Here is a 17,985-nt window from a genome sequence, read left to right on the forward strand (position 1 = left end):
CACAAGGGCGCCGCCGCGGATCCGCGACGGCGCCTTGTTCATGTCGGGCAGGTCGAGAATATTTCGTCGAAATTACTTCGACGAGATCCGGACCCAGTCCTTGTGCGCGCGATCGCGCAGTGCATCCCAGTCGGCTTTGGCGACGTCCCAGTTCACGATGGTGCGGCTGCTGGTCGCGACCTCGCCATTGGCGACGGACGAGGTCTGCATGGAGTCATAGACATAGACGCCGCCAGCAAGAAGCAGCGCGCCCAAGATCATTCCAAAAAAAGTCCTCATAGCAAACCTCCGGTGACGGGCGATAACGTCGGCCCGGGGTGATGGTTCCGCGGCCATGCGGCGCATCTAAGGAGAGGTTGTTCATTTTCCGTTCAGCCACGCCAGCAGCTCCGCATTGATCTCGCGCGGATAGGTGTGGCTGAGGTCGTCGATCTCGCGATAATTGACGTCGGCGCCGGCGGCGGAGAGCGTTGCTTGCGTCTGCCGCGCGGTCTGCACCGGAAACATCCAGTCGAGCTTGCCGTGGGTGATGAATATGGGCAGGCCTTGCAGGCGTGCCGCATCCGCCATCTCGGCCATCAACGGATGGAAGGTCGCTGACACCGGCGCGAGATGCGTAAAGGGCGAGGCGCCGTCGAGTCCGGTGACGTAGCTGAAGGTGCCGCCGTCGCTCATGCCGGTCAGCAGCATGCGTGAAGCGTCGATAGTCCAGCGGCGGCGCACGGTCTCGAGGATGCGCATGAGATTCGGCGTGTCGGCATCGTCCCCCATCAGTGCCCAGGTCGAGCCCGTCGCGGTCGGCGCAACCAGGATTGCACCAAAACTGCGGGCATCGCGCAGCCAGCTCCAGAGAAAACCGCGGCCGTTGCCGCTGCCGCCATGCAGCGCCATCACCAGCGGCATGGCGCGATCGTGCCTGTAATATTCGGGGACATAGACCGAGAAGCCGCCGCGGCTGCCGGGTTCGTTGTGATCGTGGAAGATGCCGGTATCTTCGCTTGCGCCGGCCTCCAGCCGTTTCAGCAGATCCGCGTTCTCGCGATTGGCGGCGTTGAGGAAGAAGCTGCTCACCGGCGGAAACTGCACCGCCAGCGGATAGAGGGCCTCCTGCGCGCGCGGCAAATGACGGAGCGCGCGGAAGACGGCGACGAGGTCGCCGTTGCCGCGCTCGACCTCGCGAATCCCCGCAAAGGCGGCGAGCGTCTCGTTGCAGGCCGCATCGAGCCGGCTGCGCAAGCCGGCGAATTGTTCCGGCCACTCGCCGATCGCAGCGCGTGCGGATTGCAGCGTCTCGTCCGGCGCCCCGATCTCGTTCATCACGGAGGCGAAGGCCGGCGGGTGCAAATTCCGCTGGAAGAAGCCGAGCGCTTCCAGTGCGTTCAGCAGCGGCGGCAGCACGGTCACGATGTCGTCAACGACGGCCTCGGTCATCGCCGCTTCCTTGCGTCGGTTCGGTGGTGTCAGTGCAGCTTCGGCGCCTTGAGCAGCTTGAAGCGATCGGTCGAGGTCACCGTGACGTCGAAGGTGACGCCTTCATGATGCACGGTGAGCGGCACGTCGACGCCGGCAGCGCCCAGCCCCCACATCTTCTTGTAGAAGCCGGTCTGGCTGGTGACCTTGTCGCCGTCGACCGCGAGGATGACGTCGCCGGTCTTGAGCTCGGCGCGGGCGGCCGGACCATTTGCGGAGATCCCGATCACCACCACGCGGTTGTCGATCTCGGTCGAATAAAGCCCGAGCCACGGGCGCGATGGCTTGTTGACACGGCCGAATTTACGCAGATCGTCGAGGACCGGGTTCAACAGGTCGATCGGCACGATCATGTTGACGTGCTCGGCCTTGCCGTCGCGTTCGCGCTCGAGCTGGAGCGAGCCGATGCCGATCAGCTCGCCGCGCTCGTTGAGCAAGGCCGTGCCGCCCCAGTTCGGATGCGCGGGATAGGTGAAGACGGCTTCGTCCAGCAGATATTCCCAATAGCCGGCAAATTCCTGCTTGGCCACGATCTGGCTTGCGACCGAGCGGGTGCGGCCGCCGGCGCCGCCGACCACGACGCGGTCGCCGAGCCGGGTGTCCGCCGACTTGCCGAGCGGCAAGGGTTCGACGTCGAGCTCACCCAGTGCCTGCACGAGGCCGAAGCCGGTGACGGAATCGAAGCCGAGGGCATGTCCTTCGACGACGCGCCCATCGGCAAGGTGCAGCCACACCGATTCCGCCTCGGTGATGAGATAGCCGATGGTCAGCACCAGCCCATCGTCGATCACGACGCCGTTGCCGGCGCGTTCGGTGCCCAATGTCTCGGCACTGAACGCGTCCGGCGGGATGATGGCGTGCAGGCCGACGACGGATGCGAGCGCGCGGTCGAGATCGAAACCGTAATCGCTCGCACGCGGCTGATTGGCCGGCGGCACTCTCCATTCGGTCAGGGCGGGCATGGAGTTCTCCTGGCTGAGTGCATCGCCCTGCCGTGACTAGCGGAACGACGCGCGAAGCACTGATAATTTAGGCCGGAGAAGGCCGTCTTGAAAGCCTCGTTCCCCAACTATTCCTGCGAGCGCCATGCGAAATCTTTGAAAGGCGCAAGGAAAGGTGCAGGGCCGGTACGTGCACAGCAGGCAGGCGGCTGCTTAATCCGGCATCCGCCGCATGGCTGCTGTCCGGCGAGGTGCTAGGCGGGCTGCAATGAAGCTGCTAACCATTGCCGCTTCGTTTGACCAAGGGATCACGGACCGAAGCAATGGATAACCGCAGCGACATCTGGCGTGGCGTCGACACGATCAAGGCGCGTTTCATCGACCTCAGCGACAAGGTCTGGGGCATGCCGGAGGTGTGCTACACCGAGGCGCGGTCCGCCGCCGAGCATCTCGCCGAGCTGCGCCACCAGGGTTTCCGCATCACCGAGAATGTCGCCGGCATTCCGACCGCGCTGATGGGCGAATGGGGCGAGGGCGGTCCGGTCATCGCCTTCATGGGCGAATATGACGCGCTGCCGGGCCTCAGCCAGGAGGCGGGCGTCGCCGAGCATCGTCCGGTCGAGACCGGTGGCCATGGCCATGGCTGCGGCCACAATCTGCTTGGCTCTGCCGCGCTGCTCGCCGCGACCGCGATGAAGGACTGGCTTGCCGAGAACAAGGTGCCCGGCCGCGTGCGTTATTACGGCTGCCCCGCTGAAGAAGGCGGCGCGGCAAAGGCCTTCATGGTACGCTCCGGCGCATTCGAAGATACCGACATCGCCATCACCTGGCATCCGCACAGTTTTTGGGAAGTGGCGGTGACGCCGTCGCTCGCGAACACGCGCGCCGACTTCATCTTCACCGGCCGCACCTCGCATGCGGCGGCCTCGCCGCATCTCGGCCGCTCCGCGCTCGACGCGGTGGAACTGATGAATGTCGGCGTGAACTACATGCGCGAGCACATGCCGAGCGATGCCCGCGTGCATTATGCGCTGCTTGATACCGGCGGCATCGCGCCCAACGTCGTGCAGGCGCATGCGCGCGTGCGCTATTCGATCCGTGCGCGTGATCTCCCCGGCATGAATGAGCTGGTCGGACGCGTAAGCAAGATCGCAGACGGCGCGGCGCTGATGACCGAGACCAAGGTCGAGATGAAGATCATCTCCGCGGTCTCCAACATCCTGCCGAATACACCGCTGGAGCAGGCGCTGCACCGGGTCATGGAAGAGCTCGGACCGCCGCATTTCGACGAGGCCGACAAGAGCTTCGCAAGCCAAATCCGCGCGACCCTGACCGAGAAGGACATTTCGTCCATCTATTACGCGATCGGCATGGAGCCGACCGATCGGCCGCTGGCCGACTTCCTGGTCCCGCTCGATGCCAAGCGCAACCCGCTGGTTGGCTCGACCGACGTTGGTGACGTAAGCTGGGTGGTGCCGACCGTGCAGGTTCACGCACCGACGGTTGCAATCGGCACACCCTTCCACACCTGGCAGGTGGTGGCGCAGGGCAAGAGCGGACACGCCCACAAGGCGATGGTGCAGGCGGCCAAGGCGATGGCCGGGCTCGGCATCAAGGCGCTCACGGAACCGGCGTTGATTGAGGCTGCGAAAGCGGACCTGAAGAAGCGGACCGCCAAGACACCTTATGTCTGTCCGCTGCCGGACCACGTCGCGCCGCCGCTGAATATGTCCGTGGCATAGAATTCCGTCTCGATACTTCGTCTGATCCGGCGAACAAATTTTCCGCAGTGCAACTTGGATTTCGGCACGTTTTGACGCCGGATTGCCGAACGCTTGGGCTGCGGAACGTCGTTTTGCCCAACGGACAGCCAGAACACCGTTTGCATACACACGGTCGCAGTTGACGGGCGGCCTATTCAGTGTGCCATCTACTGCCGAACAAAACTCGGCGGCCGCCTGGCGGCCGCCTGCATCCATACGGGAACCAGACGGGGGACAACCATGCTGGATAAAGAACTGCGTTCGATGATCGGCGACGTGAAGGACGGGCGGATGAATCGCCGTGCCTTCATCCAGCGCCTGGCTGCCGTCGGCCTCACCGCTCCCCTGGCCAACCAGATTCTCGCGCTTGGCGGCGTCGCCATGGCGGAAGGTGCTCAGACCTACAAGCCGACCAAGCGCGGTGGTGGCGGTGCGTTGAAGCTGCTCTGGTGGCAGGGCCCGACCTTGCTCAATCCGCATTTCGCCACCGGCACCAAGGACCAGGACGGCTCGCGTCTGTTCTATGAACCGCTCGCCTGCTGGGATCCGGACGGCAACATGAAGCTGGTTCTGGCGGCCGAAATCCCCTCGGTCCAGAACGGCCTGCTCGCCGCCGACGGCACCTCGGTGACGTGGAAATTGAAGCCCGGCGTGAAATGGCACGACGGCAAGCCGTTCTCGGCTGACGACGTCGTCTTTACCTGGGAATACGTCAAGGATCCGGCCACAGCGACCGTGACTATCGCGACTTATCGCGACCTGAAGGTCGAGAAGATCGACGATCTCACGGTCAAGATCACCTTCGCGCAGCCGACACCGTTCTGGGCCGATGCGTTCGTCGGCGCCGGCGCCGGCCAGATCCTGCCGAAGCATCTGTTCGCCGATTTTATCGGCTCGAAATCCCGCGAAGCCCCGACCAATCTCGCCCCCGTGGGCACCGGTCCCTACAAGTTCGTCGAGTTCAAGCCCGGCGATCTCATCCGCGGCGTGATCAATCCCGACTATCACATGGCGAACCGTCCCTATTTCGATACGATCGAGATGAAGGGTGGCGGCGATGCCGTCTCGGCGGCGCGCGCGGTGATCCAGACCGGCGAATATGATTTCGGATGGAACATCCAGGTCGAGGACGACGTGCTGCTGCGCCTGGAGAAGGGCGGCAAGGGCAAGACCATTTACGCCGTGGGCGGCGACACCGAGTTCATCGCGCTGAACTTCACCGATCCGAACGTCGAGGTCGACGGCGAGCGCTCTTCGATGAAGACCAAGCATCCGCTGTTCTCCGATCCCGCGGTGCGCAAGGCGCTGTCGATGCTGGTCGACCGCGAGTCCATCAAGAAGGCGATCTACGGCCGCGCCGGCCGCACCACCGCCAACTTCCTCAACGGCCCGGAGAAGTTCGTCTCCAAGAACACCACCTGGGAATTCAGCATCGAGAAGGCCTCGAAGCTGCTTGACGACGCCGGCTGGAAGCCCGGCGCCGACGGCATCCGCGAGAAGGACGGCAAGAAGCTGAAGCTGCTGTACCAGACCTCGATCAATGGTCCGCGCCAGAAGACGCAGGCGATCGTCAAGCAGGCCTGCCAGAAGGCCGGCATCGACGTCGAGCTGAAGTCGGTCGTCGCCTCGGTGTTCTTCTCCTCCGACGTCGCCAATCCCGACACTTACCCCAAGTTCTACGCCGACATCGAGATGTTCCAGATCCCGCTGAGCCAGCCGGATCCGTCGCAGCACATGCGTCGCTACCTCTCGAGCAACGTCGCGACCAAGGAGAACAAGTGGCAGGGCACCAACTTCCCGCGCTGGGTCAACAAGGACTATGACGCCGCGATCAATGCGGCGGACAAGGAAATGGATCCGATCAAGCGCGCCGCCCTGTACGTCAAGTGCAACGACCTGCTGTGGGAGGAGACCGTCTTCATCCCGGCGATGCATCGCCTGAAGGTGGAAGCGTCCGCGAACACGCTGCGTCCGGTGATCTCGGGCTGGGCCAACGAAACCGACAATCTGTTCGACTGGTACCGCGAGGAATGATCCCCCAATCCTAGACGGGATCTTTCCCTATGAGTCAGTATATCCTGCGTCGCCTGATGATCGCGATTCCGAGCTTGCTCGGGATCTCGGCTGTCCTGTTCTTCGTGCTGGCGCTCGCGCCGGGCGATCCCTTCTCGGAACTGGCGACCAATCCGAACGTCCCACCCGAAGTGCAGGCCGCACTTCGGGCCAAGTTCGGCCTCGACGATCCGATCTATCTCCGTTACCTGCACTGGCTTAACGCCATGGTGCACGGCGACTGGGGTTTCTCCTTCGTCAGCCGCATGAACGTCGACACGCTGATCCTCCAGCGCCTGCCGGCGACACTCTACGTGATCGGCTCGGCGCAGATCCTGGCGCTGCTGATCGCGATTCCGGTCGGCGTTTATGCCGCCACAAAGCCCTATTCGCTGTTCGACCAGATCGCGAACACGCTCGCCTTCATCGGCTTCTCGCTGCCGACCTTCTTCACCGGCCTCCTGTTCATCCTGATCTTCTCGGTGACACTGGACTGGCTGCCCTTCGTCTATACCACCGACATCAAAGGCACCGGCATCCGCTGGGTGCTCGAGATGATCCGGCAGGCGATCATGCCGGTGGCGGTGCTCGGCCTGTTCCAGGCGGCCTCGATGACGCGCTTCGTGCGCTCGGCGATGCTGGACGTGATCCGGCTCGACTACGTCACCACGGCGCGCGCCAAGGGGCTCGGCCAGGCCAAGGTCATCATCAAGCACGTGATGCGCAACGCCATGATCCCGGTCGTGACGCTGATCGCGTTGCAGATGCCGGCCGTGTTCGGCGGCGCCATCGTCACGGAGCAGATCTTCCGTATCCCCGGTATCGGCTCACTGCTGATCTCTTCGATCCTGTCCAACGACACGCCGGTCGTGATGGCCGTGACCTTCGTGTTTGCGTGCCTGGTCGTGCTGTTCAATCTCATCGCGGATGTCCTGTATGGCTGGCTTGACCCTCGCATCTCCCTCCGCTGAGCGGCGCACCTACTCGCCCTGGCGCGAGACGTGGCGGCGCTACAGCCGCCACAAGCTCGCCGTGGTCAGCGCATTCCTGCTGCTCATCCTGGTGCTGGCCGTGGTGCTGGGCCCCTTCGTGTGGCGCGTGAAGATAAACGAGATCGACATCGTCGCAGGCATGCAGGGGCCGTCGCTCTCCCATCCCTTCGGTACCGACGATCTCGGCCAGGACATTCTGGCTCGCATGATCTATGGCGGCCGTATCTCGCTCGCGGTCGGGCTGGCAGCGATGCTGGTCTCCGTCTTCATCGGCACGCTGATCGGCGCGCTCGCCGGCATGTCACGGGGCGCGCTCGGCCACGGCCTGATGTGGCTCACCGACCTCTTTTTGTCGCTGCCGCAACTGCCGCTGCTGCTGTTGCTGATCTATCTGTTCCGCGATGGGCTGAAGCAGGCGTTTGGCCCGGAAGGCGGCATCTTCATTCTGATCGTGCTCGTTATCGGGGGCTTGCGCTGGATGCCCGTCGCCCGTCTCGTGCGCGCGCAGTTCCTGTCGATCCGCGAGAAGGAGTTCGTCGAGGCCGCCCGCGCGCTCGGCGCAAGCCCGGTGCGTCAGGTTGTGCGGCACATCCTGCCCAATGCGCTCGGTCCGGTGATCATCGCCGGCACCATCGACGTTGCTGCCGCGATCATCGCCGAGTCCACGCTGTCCTTTCTCGGCCTCGGCTTCCCGCCGGATACGCCGACCTGGGGCCGGCTGCTGTTCGACGCCAAGGATTTTCTCGATATCGGCCCGCACTGGGCGCTGTTTCCGGGCGGCGCGATCTTCATCGCGGTGGTCGCCATCAACTTCATCGGCGACGGCTTGCGTGACGCGCTCGATGCGCGACGGGTGATCTGATGGCGCCGCTGCTCGAAATCAAAGGGCTGAAAACCCATTTCTCCACCGACGACGGCATTTTGCAGGCCGTCGATGGGGTCGATATCTCCATCAACAGAGGCGAGACGCTCTGCGTCGTCGGCGAATCCGGCTGCGGCAAGACCGTGACCGCGATGTCGATTCTCAAGCTGATCGCGATGCCGCCCGGCCGCATCGCGGCCGGTCAGATCATCTTCGAGGGCCGCGATCTCGTGCCGCTGACGAGCAATCAGCTCGACGAGATCCGCGCCAAGGAGATCGGCTTCATCTTCCAGGAGCCGATGACCTCGCTCAACCCGGTGCTCACCATCGGCGAACAGATCGCCGAGAGCCTGCGGCGTCACGAGAACGTCACCAGGAAGCAGGCGCTCGAGCGCACCATCGAGATGCTGAAGCTGGTGCAGATCCCCAACGCCGAAGGCCGCGTGCACAATTATCCGCACCAGTTCTCCGGCGGCATGCGTCAGCGCGTGATGATCGCGATGGCGCTCGCCTGCAAGCCGAAGCTGATCATCGCCGACGAGCCCACCACCGCGCTCGACGTCACCATCCAGGCGCAGATCCTCGACCTCCTCCAGGACATGAAGGAGCGCTTCGGCATGGCGGTGATGCTGATCACCCACGCCATGGGCGTCGTCGCAGAGACCGCGCAGCGCGTGGTTGTGATGTATGCCGGCAAGGTGGTGGAAGAGGCGCTGGTCGACGACCTGTTCGGGGCTCCCGGTCATCCCTATACGCAGGGCCTGATCCGCTCGATCCCGCGCATCGACCTCGACAGCGAGCACAAGGTGCGGCTCGAGGCGATCGGCGGCTCGGTGCCGATCCTGATCAATCCGCCGGTCGGCTGTCGTTTTGCGCCGCGCTGCAAGTTTGCCATGGGCATCTGCACCGAGAAGGAGCCGCTGTTGCGCGAGATCGCACCCGGTCATCGCATGGCCTGTCATCTGGGAGATACGCAGTTGGGAGTCGCATCATGAGCGAGCCCTTGCTCCGCGTCAGCGGCCTGAAGAAACATTTCCCCGTGCTCGGCGGCCTGCTGTCGCGCCAGGTCGGCAGCGTCTATGCGGTCGACGGCGTGTCGTTCTCGGTCAATCGCGGCGAGACACTCGGTCTCGTCGGCGAATCCGGCTGTGGCAAGTCGACGACGGGGCGCTGCGTGCTGCGTTTGATCGAACCGACCGACGGCGAGGTCACCTTCGACGGCCAGGATGTTCGCAAGCTCAGTGGAAACGATCTGCGTGCGATGCGGCGGAACATGCAGCTCGTGTTCCAGGATCCGTTCGCCTCGCTCAATCCGCGCATGACGGTCGGGGCCATCCTCGGCGAGGCCCTGATCATCCATAACCTCGGGTCGTCGGCCAAGGAACGAGAGGAGCGCGTCGCCAGCCTGCTCGTGAAGGTCGGCCTCAAGGCCGAGCACATGCGCCGCTACCCGCACGAATTCTCCGGCGGCCAGCGCCAGCGCATCGTGATCGCGCGCGCGCTCGCGGTCGAGCCGAAGCTGATCGTCTGCGACGAGCCGGTCTCGGCGCTCGACGTGTCGATCCAGGCCCAGGTCATCAACCTGCTGGAAGATCTCCAGGCCGAGCTGAATCTCACTTATCTCTTCGTCGCGCACGACCTCTCGGTGGTCGAGCACATCTCCGACCGGGTCGCGGTGATGTATCTCGGCCGCATCGTCGAGCTGGCGAAAGCCAACGACCTCTACCGCAACCCGCAGCATCCCTACACCAGGGCGCTGTTGTCGGCGGTGCCGGTGCCCGATCCGAAACTCAAGCGTGAGCGCATCCGCCTCAAGGGCGACGTGCCGAGCCCGATGAAGCCGCCATCCGGCTGCCATTTCCACACCCGCTGCCCGATCGCCCAGCCGCGCTGCTCGGAGAGTGCGCCGGAGCTGAAGGAGGGGGCGGGCGGACACTTTGTCGCCTGTCATCTCGCCTGAGACCGAGTCAGGCGGAGCGCGGTTCATTCGTCGTGAGGCAGGCCATGCTCTGAAAGGGCCAGCCTGAAAGCCTCCACCGAATTGTGGTGATGCGCGAACAGTCCTGCCTCGCGCGCGCCGGCGACGTTTTCCGCGAGATCGTCGACGAACAGGACGGTCTCCGGTGCCGCGCGCAGCTCCGACAGGCAGAGGCGATAGCAGCGCGGGTCCGGTTTCGCCGTCTTGAACTGGGCCGAGGTGTAGATTTTGGCGCCGAACAGCGGTCGCAAGTCCGGTAGCAGCGTGTCGATATGGTCGGTGACCAGCGTGGTGTTGTTGGTCAGGACGGCAATGTCGACGGTCTTGCGCAGACGGCCGGCAATCTCCAGCATCGCCTGATCGGCCCGCATCGAACGGCGCCGTGCCTCCACCCACTCGTCGCGCGACAGCGAATAGCCGATGCGTTCGCCAAAGCCCCGCAAATAGTCCGCGGCATCGAGGGCGCCCGAATCGCCGAGCAGCTCGAAGCCGCTCTCCCAGATCGCCTTGTGGACGAACTCGCTGGTCGTCCCCGCAAGCTCCGCCAGACATGCGACACGCTTTTCCCTGTCGTAGTCGCAGAGGACATTGTCCATGTCGAAGAGGACGAGCTTGATTCCGTTAGGCACAGCAACACTCGCAGACCAGCCGAACATCCGGCCGTGATCACAGTCTTATCCCGCTGGAACGTGGGCGACAAATCCCTGGGGCAAACGCCCAACACTGCGGTGTCAGTGTCGAGCGTAGCGACCTCATGGCGATGAGCCTGGTAGGCTGGCGGTTGCGTCACGCACTCTTCGCGGGCCAGGGCACGACCTGTCCCGATATCACCAGGCGGTCGCGGCCGCTGTCCTTGGCGGCATAGAGCGCGCGGTCGGCCGCTGCCACCAGCGCGCTGGAGTCGGTCGTCGTCTGGGAGGGAAACCCGGTCGCGGCGCCCACGCTCACCGTGACGAGCCGTGAGGGCGGATTCTGCGCATGCAGCATGGCTAGCTCGCGCAAGGCGCCGCGAATTTCCTCGCCGACCCTGGCGCAGCCGTCCGCGTCGGTGTTCGGCAACAGCACGGCGAACTCCTCGCCGCCGTAGCGCGCTGCAACGTCGGCCGGCCGCCGGGCATGAGCGGACAGGATCCGCCCCAGCGCGCGCAAGCAGCCGTCGCCGGCCAGATGTCCGTAATGGTCGTTGAACGCCTTGAAATGATCGACGTCGATCAGCAGCAGCGAGAGCTGCGCGCCATCGCGCCGGGCACGCGCCCATTCGTCCGCGAGGCGCTCGTCGAAGGCGCGCCGGTTGGCGAGCCCGGTGAGGCCATCGGTCGTTGCAAGCGAGGCGAGCCTGTCCTGGAGATCCTTCTGCTCGGTCATGTCGCGCACGACCGCGACGACGCCGTCGATCTCACCGCTGTCGGAGGCTCGCGTCACGTGCAAGGCTGCCTCGGCCCAGATCTCGCCCTTGTCGCGATGGCGCTGGCGATAAACGAACCTCGCCTCCTCGGCTTCGCCGTTCTTCAGCGCAGCAATGGCCTGCTCGACCCGCTCCATGTCCTCGGCGTGAATGCCTGCTACCGCCGACGTGCCCAGCAGTTCGTCGGGAGACCAGCCGATGATGCGCGCGCATGACGGCGAAGCGTAGAGCAGCCGGTTGTCCAATCCGATCCGGGTCACCATGTCGCTGGATTGCTCGGCCAACAGGCGGAAATGAGCTTCCTTGGCGACCAGGGCGTGCGCCATGCGCTGTCGCTGCGAGAGCTGACGGACCAGGTAGTAGCCGATCACGGCGATCAGCAGGACGAGGCCGAAGACGAAGGTCATGCGCATGGCCGCCGCGCGTCGCCAGGGAGCCAGCACGTCGTCCTGCGACTTGCTGGCGAGCACCATCAGGGGATAGCGGCTGCTGCGCTGGTAGTAGCTGAGCCGCTGCACGGCATCGAGCGGTGATTTGAAATAGTAGACGGCCGCGGCCGGACGGCTGTCCCAATCCCTGAACAGCGGCGTGTTGGACAAGTCGCGGCCGACGAAGGCGCCGCTCTCGTCGCGGCTGCGTGCCAGCATGATGCCGGTATTGTTGAGCAGCGACGCCGAGCCATTCGGGCCGACATCGAAGCGCTCGTAGAACTTGACGAAGTAGCCGACGTCGATCGTGAGCAGGGCGACGCCGGCGAAGCCGCCGTCGGGATCGTTGATCCGGCGGGACGCGGTGATGATCCATTGGCCGCCGGCGCGGCTCTTGACGGGGAGGCCGATCAGCGTGCCCGGCTCCGTCGAGTTCCGATGGTGCTGGAAATATTCGCGGTCGCCGTTGTTGAGCCTGGAGAAGTCGACATGCTCGGTCGTGGCAAGCCACTGGCCGGTCGCGTCATAGACGAAGATGCCGCGGATGCGGTCCGAAGACTTGCGGGTCGGCAGATAGGCCTGGAGCTTTGCGATCGTGTCCGGACCCGTTCCATCGATCTCGAGCCGATGGACCAGCCCGACCAGGATCGTGTCGACGAGCTCGAACGTGTCGTCCGCATGCTGCACCAGCGAGTGCGCGAGATTGGCGACATCGACTTCGGCGTTTCTGAGCTCGGCGTTGCGCGTTTCCCATTCGCGCCAGCCGCTGAGGCCGAGGATGGCGAAGCAAGCCAGCATGACGAAGCTCGCCGCCCACAGCGGAAGACGCGTCTTGCCGAGTTCGCGGCCCGTATTCATCAGGCTTGCTCCGTTTCGGCGCAAACCTCTCACTTTGGCCTTAACGGCCTGTTGCGTCTTTTGCGCTGATTGTGCGAACCCGTATTTGGCCGGAACCGGGCCTCACTGTTTCGACGGGTTATCGTCGGATGACGTTAACCACGCTGACCCCAAGCGCCGGCTCCGCCTGGCGTCCCTGCCTCACCCGTCCAGTGTGAAGCCGACGCGCAGCGTCACCTGGTAGTGGCGCACGGCGTTGTTCTCGATGTGGCCGCGCGTCTGCACCACCTCGAACCATTTCATCTCGCGGACGGTCTTGGCGGCGCGGCTGATCGCGTTCTTGATCGCATCCTCGATCGAAGTTTCGGACGATCCGACCAGTTCCAGGATCTTGTAGACGTGATCCTTCTCGGCTGTGGGCATGGTGTGCCTCCCTTGTGCTGTGGCGGGCCCGGATACGGCGCAGGCGGTGCACTCGACGCGTCGGGGCCTCCACTGTGAACGGGCACCCCGCGCTTCGGGTTCCCAACTCCGCGATGGCCCGCATGTTGCGGTGCGCCTGGAGGCGCTATTCCGCGGCTTGCGGCTGCCGCGACAGAGGCGGCATTCAAAATCGCCCGATGGCATGGCGCAGCTCTGCTTGCCTGCCGGAATGCGGAGGCGCTACGCTGCGGTGATTTCCTGGCATGTTCGATGTGCGGTGATGATCGACCGTTGGACGAAGGGCGCTCTGGCTGCGATCGGTCTGTCTGCCGTGCTTGCGTCTGTTGCCGCGCAGGACGATCTCGGTGGCGCGCCCGGCACGATGTCGCTGCAGGTGACGACCGATCCTTCCATGGTCGAGTGCCGCAAGCTGGAGACGGTCAATCCCACTTCGCTGATGTTTCTGCCGTTGCGGCGGACTTTTAACGAGGATTTTGACGAGCATCCGCTGTCGAGCGGGCGCTGGGTGTCGCACTACGCCGGCGGCGCGGCGTGGCCTGAAGCGCGCTATTGGGGCGGCGACGGCTCGGACTTCAAGCGCAAGACCAGCGCCAATGGCGAGCAGCAGATCTACGTCGATCCGCGCTATGCCGGCCGCGCCGCGGCTCCGCTCGGGCTCGATCCGTTCAAGGTGAAGGAGGGCGTGCTCTCGATCGTCGCCAGCCGCACGCCGCCGGAGCTGAAATCGGTGCTGTTCAACAACGAGTACATCTCGGGAATCCTGACGACCCAGGGCAGGTTTGCGCAAAAGCACGGCTATTTTGAAATCCGAGCCAAGGTGCCCGTCGGCCATGCGGTGTGGCCGGCGTTTTGGATGCTGGCGGACGACGGCGGCTGGCCGCCGGAGGTCGACGTGCTGGAAGGCCGCGGCGAGCGGCCCGGCGATCTCGTGATGACCACGCATTGGCGGATTCCGTCGACGCAGAAGATCCAGTCCTGCGGCTTCGACTTCGCGATCGGCGATGCTTCGAGCGCCTTCCACAACTACGGTGTGCTGTGGGAAGAGGACCGCCTGGTCTATTTCATCGATCGCAAGCCGGTGTCCGACATCAAGGTGCCGATCGGCTTCGACGGTCCCATGTACATGATCGTCAATCTCGCGATCGGATCGAAATTCTTTCCCGGCGTTAGCCCCGTCGATGCGGAAACGCCACCGAGCGTCGCCTTCGAGATCGACCGGATTTCGGCCTATCAGATCGATATGGCGCAGGCGCGGAGATAGCGATGTTCGCTGGTTTGTCACGGCGCGATTTTGCCAAGCTCGCGGGCCTCGCCGCGCTCGGCACAGCGTCGGATGCGAGAGCTGCGGAGAATGCAACGGCCGACCGCCACGCGCCCGCGGCTTTCCCGAAGGATTTTCTCTGGGGCACGGCGACCTCGTCCTATCAGATCGAGGGTGCCGTCAACGAGGACGGCCGCGGCAAATCGATCTGGGACACTTTCAGTCACACGCCCGGCAAGATCGAGGACGGCTCGACCGGCGACCGAGCCAACGAGCACTATCACCGCTACAAGGAAGACGTCGCGCTGATCAAGGCACTCGGCGTCAGAGCCTATCGTTTCTCGATTGCGTGGCCGCGGGTGTTTCCGGCAGGAACAGGCCAGCCCAATCCCAAAGGGCTCGACTTTTACAACCGTCTCGTCGACGAGTTGCTCGCGAACGGCATCGAGCCCTACGCGACGCTCTACCATTGGGACCTGCCGCAAGCGCTCCAGGACCGCGTCGGTGGCTGGCAGTCGAGCGATACGTCAAAGGCGTTTGCCGATTACGCCGCCTATGTCGCCGCACGCCTGACTGATCGCGTCAAGAACGTCTTCACCGTGAATGAAGTCGGGCGCTTCCTGAATTTCGGTTATGGCTGGGGCATCGATGCACCCGGCCTCAAGCTGCCGACCGCGCAGCTCAACCAGGCGCGCCATCACGTCGCGCTGGCGCATGGGCTTGCCGTGCAGGCGATCCGCGCCTCGGGGCGCGGCGGCACCCGCGTCGGCGCAGCCGAGAACATCGCGGCCTGCGTGCCGGCGATCGCAACGCCTGAAAATATCCGCGCCGCCGAGGTCGCAACGCGCGAGCTCAACGCCGGCTTCCTTGGCGTGGTTCTGGAGGGCAAATACACCGAGGGCTTCCTCGCCTATGCCGGCGCGGACGCGCCAAAATTCACCGCCGAGGAATTGAAGATCATCGGTACGCCGAACGATTTCGTCGGCCTCAACATCTATGCGCCGCAGTTCTACGTCACGGCCTCAGATCGCGCGCCCGGCTTCCACGTGCTGCCGTTCCCGACTTCGTTCCCGCACATGAATTCGGAATGGCTGCGGGTTGGCCCCGAGGTGATCTACTGGGCGCCGCGCCTCGCCGCAAAGATCTGGAACATCGAGACCATCTACATCAGCGAGAACGGCACCTCGTCGGAGGACAGGATCGCCGCCGACGGCCAGGTCTACGACCTCGACCGCATCATGTTCCTGCGCAACTATCTGACCCAGATGCAGCGCGCCACTACCGAGGGCGTGCCGATCCGCGGCTATTTCCTCTGGAGCCTGATGGACAATTTCGAGTGGATATTTGGCTACAGCAAGCGCTTCGGCCTCTACCGCGTCGACTTCGAGACGCAGGCGCGCGTGCCGAAGCTGAGCGTGGCGTTCTATCGGGATGTGGCGGCGCGGAATGCGATCGGGGTGTGAGGCTGCGCGCCGACCCTACGGATCCAGCTCCGTATCCCAGTAAAGATAGTCCAGCCAGCTGTCGTGCAGATAGTTCGGCGGGAACAGGCGGCCGTTGCGGTGCAGCTGATGCACGGTCGGCGCGAACGCGCTCTGGCGCGGAAACATTTTTGCCTGCGCCGGCGTCAGATTGCCCTTACGCAGATTACAGGGCGAGCACGCCGCGACCACGTTCTCCCAGGTGGTCTGGCCACCCTTGCTGCGCGGGATGATGTGATCGAAGGTGAGGTCTTCGGGCGAGCCGCAATATTGGCAATTGAAACGGTCGCGCAGGAAGACGTTGAACCGGGTGAAGGCGGGATGCGTGGTCGGCTTGACGAAGGATTTGAGCGAGACGACGCTCGGCAGCTGCATTTGCAGCGTGGGGCTGTGAACCGCCTGGTCGTAATGCGCGACGATGTTGACGCGGTCGAGGAACACCGCCTTGATCGCGTCCTGCCACGACCAAAGAGACAGCGGGTAGTAACTCAGCGGCCGGAAGTCCGCATTCAGCACCAACACCGGCCAACTGCCTTGCGAGACATGTGCGTTCAAGTAACGCTCCCGGCCTCCATGTACGCTGCGAAGCAGCATGTACTGACATACTACATGCAGCGTGACGGGATTGTGAAGCCCGTTGAGCGACTTATTCAGGCGCTGGCAATGCGGCGGCGGGGTGGCAAAACGCTCAGAAACGCCGCGATTTGGCGGAACGTCTCTCCGCCGTCGTCCTGGGGAAGGCCAGGGCCCATACCGCGGAATCTATCCCCAATGGGTGGTATCAGGACCGGCCAACCTTCGCCAAATTGCTCCTTGGGGCAACGGGTTCTGGTTGTCACCAGGACTCCGATGGGAGTTAGCCGAGCCTCAATAGGGGTCCCGCGGTCCTGCTGACGGATCACGCCCGCACCCGCTCCAGCTTCTGCAAGCACCGCGTCGCGCGGACGACGGCCGGCATCTCTTCGTCGGGAAAACTGGTTTTCCAGTTGGTGACGCCGACCTCGCCGACATAGATGTCGCCCCTCGAATCCAGTGCGAGGCCGTGCGGCGCCAGGAATTTGCCGCTGGCAACGCCCGGCCCCTCTTCGCCGCCGAGCCGTGCGATGCGCTTGCCCTGCGCATCGACGATCGACAGCCGCGGGCCGAGATTGGGCACATTGCGGTTGATATCGAGGCCGGGGCCGAGCTCGCCGATGATGAAAGTCGGGCTCTTGCCCCCGCCGCAACAGCACAGCGCGCAGGGGCGGTGCAGATTGTTCCACTGAGTCTCGTATTTGCCCTCGCCGTTGAACACCTGCACGCGATGGTTTTCGCGATCGGCGACGTAGACCCAGCCGTCGGAATCGGTGGCGATATTGTGCACGATGTTGAACTGGCCGGGATCGGTACCCGGCTCGCCCCAGCTTTTGATCAGCTTGCCGTCCGGCGTGTACTTGTGCACCCGCGCATTGCCATAGCCGTCTGAAACGTAGATCTCGCCCTTTGGCGACAGCGCGGTGTGGGTGCAGCGGTGGAATGGCTCACCGCTCATGAACGGCGCCGGCTTCTGCGGGATGCCGATCGTCAGCAGCACCTTGCCGTCGGTGGTGCATTTGCGCACGGTGTGGTCACCGTCATCGGTGCAGTACAGATTGTCATCGGCATCGATATGCAGGCCGTGCGCGCGGGAGAACAGGCCTTCGCCAAAGCTCCGCAGGAAATTGCCCTCGCGGTCCAGCACCACCATCGGATGGGCGCCGCGGTTGAAGACGTAGACCCGGTCCTTGCTGTCGACCGCGACCGAGGCGACGTCGGTCAGCGTCCAGCCGTCAGGCAGCTTTGCGAAGTTTTCGACGACGCGGTAGCGGTGCTCGCCGGTGCCGAGAATGGCTGGCATGTGCTGTCTCTTCCTTTAGCTGTGTCTGATCTGCTCGTCTGCATCCACGTTGTCATTGCGAGCGCAGCGAAGCAATCCAGACTGTCGCCGCGGAAAGATTCTGGATTGCTTCGCTGCGCTCGCAATTGTGCATGTTCACTAATTCGCTGATCGAATTCATCCTGTTCAGGGAGGATTCCGATGCGAGACAACACC

16 protein-coding genes are annotated in these 17,985 nt (G+C 64.1%); 8 read left to right on the forward strand and 8 right to left on the reverse strand.

Features of this window, described 5'->3' with window-relative positions; all coding sequences use genetic code 11:
* Positions 1-72: 72 nt before the first annotated feature.
* The 3 genes from AC1RR3_RS37925 to AC1RR3_RS37935 all read right to left on the reverse strand — a co-directional run bounded on the left by AC1RR3_RS37925 (position 73) and on the right by AC1RR3_RS37935 (position 2,432).
* Positions 73-279: a hypothetical protein gene (locus AC1RR3_RS37925; RefSeq protein ID WP_492830336.1), complete on the reverse strand. Its 207-nt coding sequence runs from the start codon at positions 277-279 to the stop codon at positions 73-75.
* An 81-nt stretch (positions 280-360) separates the two neighbouring features.
* Positions 361-1,431, reverse strand: a complete 1,071-nt coding sequence (locus AC1RR3_RS37930) for a carboxylesterase family protein (RefSeq protein WP_492830338.1) — start codon at positions 1,429-1,431, stop codon at positions 361-363.
* A gap of 29 nt (positions 1,432-1,460) precedes the next feature.
* A complete protein-coding gene (locus tag AC1RR3_RS37935; protein WP_492830340.1) occupies positions 1,461-2,432 on the reverse strand; it encodes a S1C family serine protease in 972 nt (323 codons plus the stop codon).
* Positions 2,433-2,734: 302 nt separating this feature from the next.
* On the opposite strand from AC1RR3_RS37935, the gene AC1RR3_RS37940 reads away from it, so the two are divergent.
* From AC1RR3_RS37940 to AC1RR3_RS37965, 6 genes are all read left to right on the forward strand, one after another.
* Positions 2,735-4,153 (forward strand): M20 family metallopeptidase, encoded by a 1,419-nt coding sequence (locus tag AC1RR3_RS37940; RefSeq protein ID WP_492830342.1) that lies wholly within the window; start codon positions 2,735-2,737, stop codon positions 4,151-4,153.
* A 261-nt stretch (positions 4,154-4,414) separates the two neighbouring features.
* Positions 4,415-6,208: a peptide ABC transporter substrate-binding protein gene (locus AC1RR3_RS37945; RefSeq protein ID WP_492830344.1), complete on the forward strand. Its 1,794-nt coding sequence runs from the start codon at positions 4,415-4,417 to the stop codon at positions 6,206-6,208.
* A 29-nt stretch (positions 6,209-6,237) separates the two neighbouring features.
* Positions 6,238-7,197, forward strand: a complete 960-nt coding sequence (locus tag AC1RR3_RS37950; RefSeq protein ID WP_492830345.1) for an ABC transporter permease — start codon at positions 6,238-6,240, stop codon at positions 7,195-7,197.
* Positions 7,163-8,080, forward strand: coding sequence for an ABC transporter permease (locus AC1RR3_RS37955; protein WP_492830347.1), 918 nt, complete (start codon positions 7,163-7,165; stop codon positions 8,078-8,080). Before AC1RR3_RS37950 ends, AC1RR3_RS37955 begins: the two co-directional genes overlap by 35 nt.
* Complete coding sequence (locus tag AC1RR3_RS37960; RefSeq protein ID WP_492830349.1) at positions 8,080-9,075, forward strand: ABC transporter ATP-binding protein; 996 nt, start codon at positions 8,080-8,082, stop codon at positions 9,073-9,075. Before AC1RR3_RS37955 ends, AC1RR3_RS37960 begins: the two co-directional genes overlap by 1 nt.
* Positions 9,072-10,040: an ABC transporter ATP-binding protein gene (locus tag AC1RR3_RS37965; protein ID WP_492830351.1), complete on the forward strand. Its 969-nt coding sequence runs from the start codon at positions 9,072-9,074 to the stop codon at positions 10,038-10,040. The genes AC1RR3_RS37960 and AC1RR3_RS37965 overlap by 4 nt, the downstream gene beginning before the upstream one ends.
* Positions 10,041-10,063: 23 nt before the next feature.
* Here AC1RR3_RS37965 and AC1RR3_RS37970 read toward each other — a convergent pair whose 3' ends face one another.
* The 3 genes from AC1RR3_RS37970 to AC1RR3_RS37980 form a co-directional block, all read right to left on the reverse strand.
* Complete coding sequence (locus AC1RR3_RS37970) at positions 10,064-10,714, reverse strand: HAD family hydrolase (RefSeq protein WP_492830353.1); 651 nt, start codon at positions 10,712-10,714, stop codon at positions 10,064-10,066.
* 130 nt (positions 10,715-10,844) lie between these two features.
* Positions 10,845-12,749, reverse strand: coding sequence for a sensor domain-containing diguanylate cyclase (locus AC1RR3_RS37975; protein ID WP_492830354.1), 1,905 nt, complete (start codon positions 12,747-12,749; stop codon positions 10,845-10,847).
* 180 nt (positions 12,750-12,929) lie between these two features.
* Complete coding sequence (locus tag AC1RR3_RS37980) at positions 12,930-13,151, reverse strand: dodecin (protein WP_492830356.1); 222 nt, start codon at positions 13,149-13,151, stop codon at positions 12,930-12,932.
* A gap of 280 nt (positions 13,152-13,431) precedes the next feature.
* Between AC1RR3_RS37980 and AC1RR3_RS37985 the strand changes: the two genes are divergently transcribed.
* Both AC1RR3_RS37985 and AC1RR3_RS37990 read left to right on the forward strand, forming a co-directional pair.
* The gene (locus tag AC1RR3_RS37985; protein WP_492830357.1) at positions 13,432-14,433 is read left to right on the forward strand and encodes a glycoside hydrolase family 16 protein; all 1,002 of its coding nucleotides are present in this window, start codon (positions 13,432-13,434) and stop codon (positions 14,431-14,433) included.
* 2 nt (positions 14,434-14,435) lie between these two features.
* The gene (locus AC1RR3_RS37990) at positions 14,436-15,896 is read left to right on the forward strand and encodes a GH1 family beta-glucosidase (protein ID WP_492830359.1); all 1,461 of its coding nucleotides are present in this window, start codon (positions 14,436-14,438) and stop codon (positions 15,894-15,896) included.
* 15 nt (positions 15,897-15,911) lie between these two features.
* Here the strand turns inward: AC1RR3_RS37990 and AC1RR3_RS37995 are convergent, their stop codons facing one another.
* The gene (locus AC1RR3_RS37995; protein WP_014491631.1) at positions 15,912-16,469 is read right to left on the reverse strand and encodes an HNH endonuclease; all 558 of its coding nucleotides are present in this window, start codon (positions 16,467-16,469) and stop codon (positions 15,912-15,914) included.
* 343 nt (positions 16,470-16,812) lie between these two features.
* Complete coding sequence (locus tag AC1RR3_RS38000) at positions 16,813-17,790, reverse strand: peptidyl-alpha-hydroxyglycine alpha-amidating lyase family protein (RefSeq protein WP_492830362.1); 978 nt, start codon at positions 17,788-17,790, stop codon at positions 16,813-16,815.
* Between the last annotated feature and the right edge of the window lie 195 nt (positions 17,791-17,985).

It is taken from the genome of Bradyrhizobium sp. GW821-FHT13H05 (genome assembly GCF_058804065.1).

Bases quoted from the DNA above. Each gene is read 5' to 3' on its own strand.
- AC1RR3_RS37970 (WP_492830353.1), bottom strand. From the start codon at position 10,714: ATGTTCGGCTGGTCTGCGAGTGTTGCTGTGCCTAACGGAATCAAGCTC.
- AC1RR3_RS37980 (WP_492830356.1), bottom strand. From the start codon at position 13,151: ATGCCCACAGCCGAGAAGGATCACGTCTACAAGATCCTGGAACTGGTC.
- AC1RR3_RS37975 (WP_492830354.1), bottom strand. From the start codon at position 12,749: ATGAATACGGGCCGCGAACTCGGCAAGACGCGTCTTCCGCTGTGGGCG.
- AC1RR3_RS37985 (WP_492830357.1), top strand. From the start codon at position 13,432: ATGATCGACCGTTGGACGAAGGGCGCTCTGGCTGCGATCGGTCTGTCT.
- AC1RR3_RS37935 (WP_492830340.1), bottom strand. From the start codon at position 2,432: ATGCCCGCCCTGACCGAATGGAGAGTGCCGCCGGCCAATCAGCCGCGT.
- AC1RR3_RS37940 (WP_492830342.1), top strand. From the start codon at position 2,735: ATGGATAACCGCAGCGACATCTGGCGTGGCGTCGACACGATCAAGGCG.
- AC1RR3_RS37960 (WP_492830349.1), top strand. From the start codon at position 8,080: ATGGCGCCGCTGCTCGAAATCAAAGGGCTGAAAACCCATTTCTCCACC.
- AC1RR3_RS37925 (WP_492830336.1), bottom strand. From the start codon at position 279: ATGAGGACTTTTTTTGGAATGATCTTGGGCGCGCTGCTTCTTGCTGGC.
- AC1RR3_RS37990 (WP_492830359.1), top strand. From the start codon at position 14,436: ATGTTCGCTGGTTTGTCACGGCGCGATTTTGCCAAGCTCGCGGGCCTC.
- AC1RR3_RS37930 (WP_492830338.1), bottom strand. From the start codon at position 1,431: ATGACCGAGGCCGTCGTTGACGACATCGTGACCGTGCTGCCGCCGCTG.
- AC1RR3_RS37965 (WP_492830351.1), top strand. From the start codon at position 9,072: ATGAGCGAGCCCTTGCTCCGCGTCAGCGGCCTGAAGAAACATTTCCCC.
- AC1RR3_RS37945 (WP_492830344.1), top strand. From the start codon at position 4,415: ATGCTGGATAAAGAACTGCGTTCGATGATCGGCGACGTGAAGGACGGG.
- AC1RR3_RS37955 (WP_492830347.1), top strand. From the start codon at position 7,163: ATGGCTGGCTTGACCCTCGCATCTCCCTCCGCTGAGCGGCGCACCTAC.
- AC1RR3_RS38000 (WP_492830362.1), bottom strand. From the start codon at position 17,790: ATGCCAGCCATTCTCGGCACCGGCGAGCACCGCTACCGCGTCGTCGAA.
- AC1RR3_RS37950 (WP_492830345.1), top strand. From the start codon at position 6,238: ATGAGTCAGTATATCCTGCGTCGCCTGATGATCGCGATTCCGAGCTTG.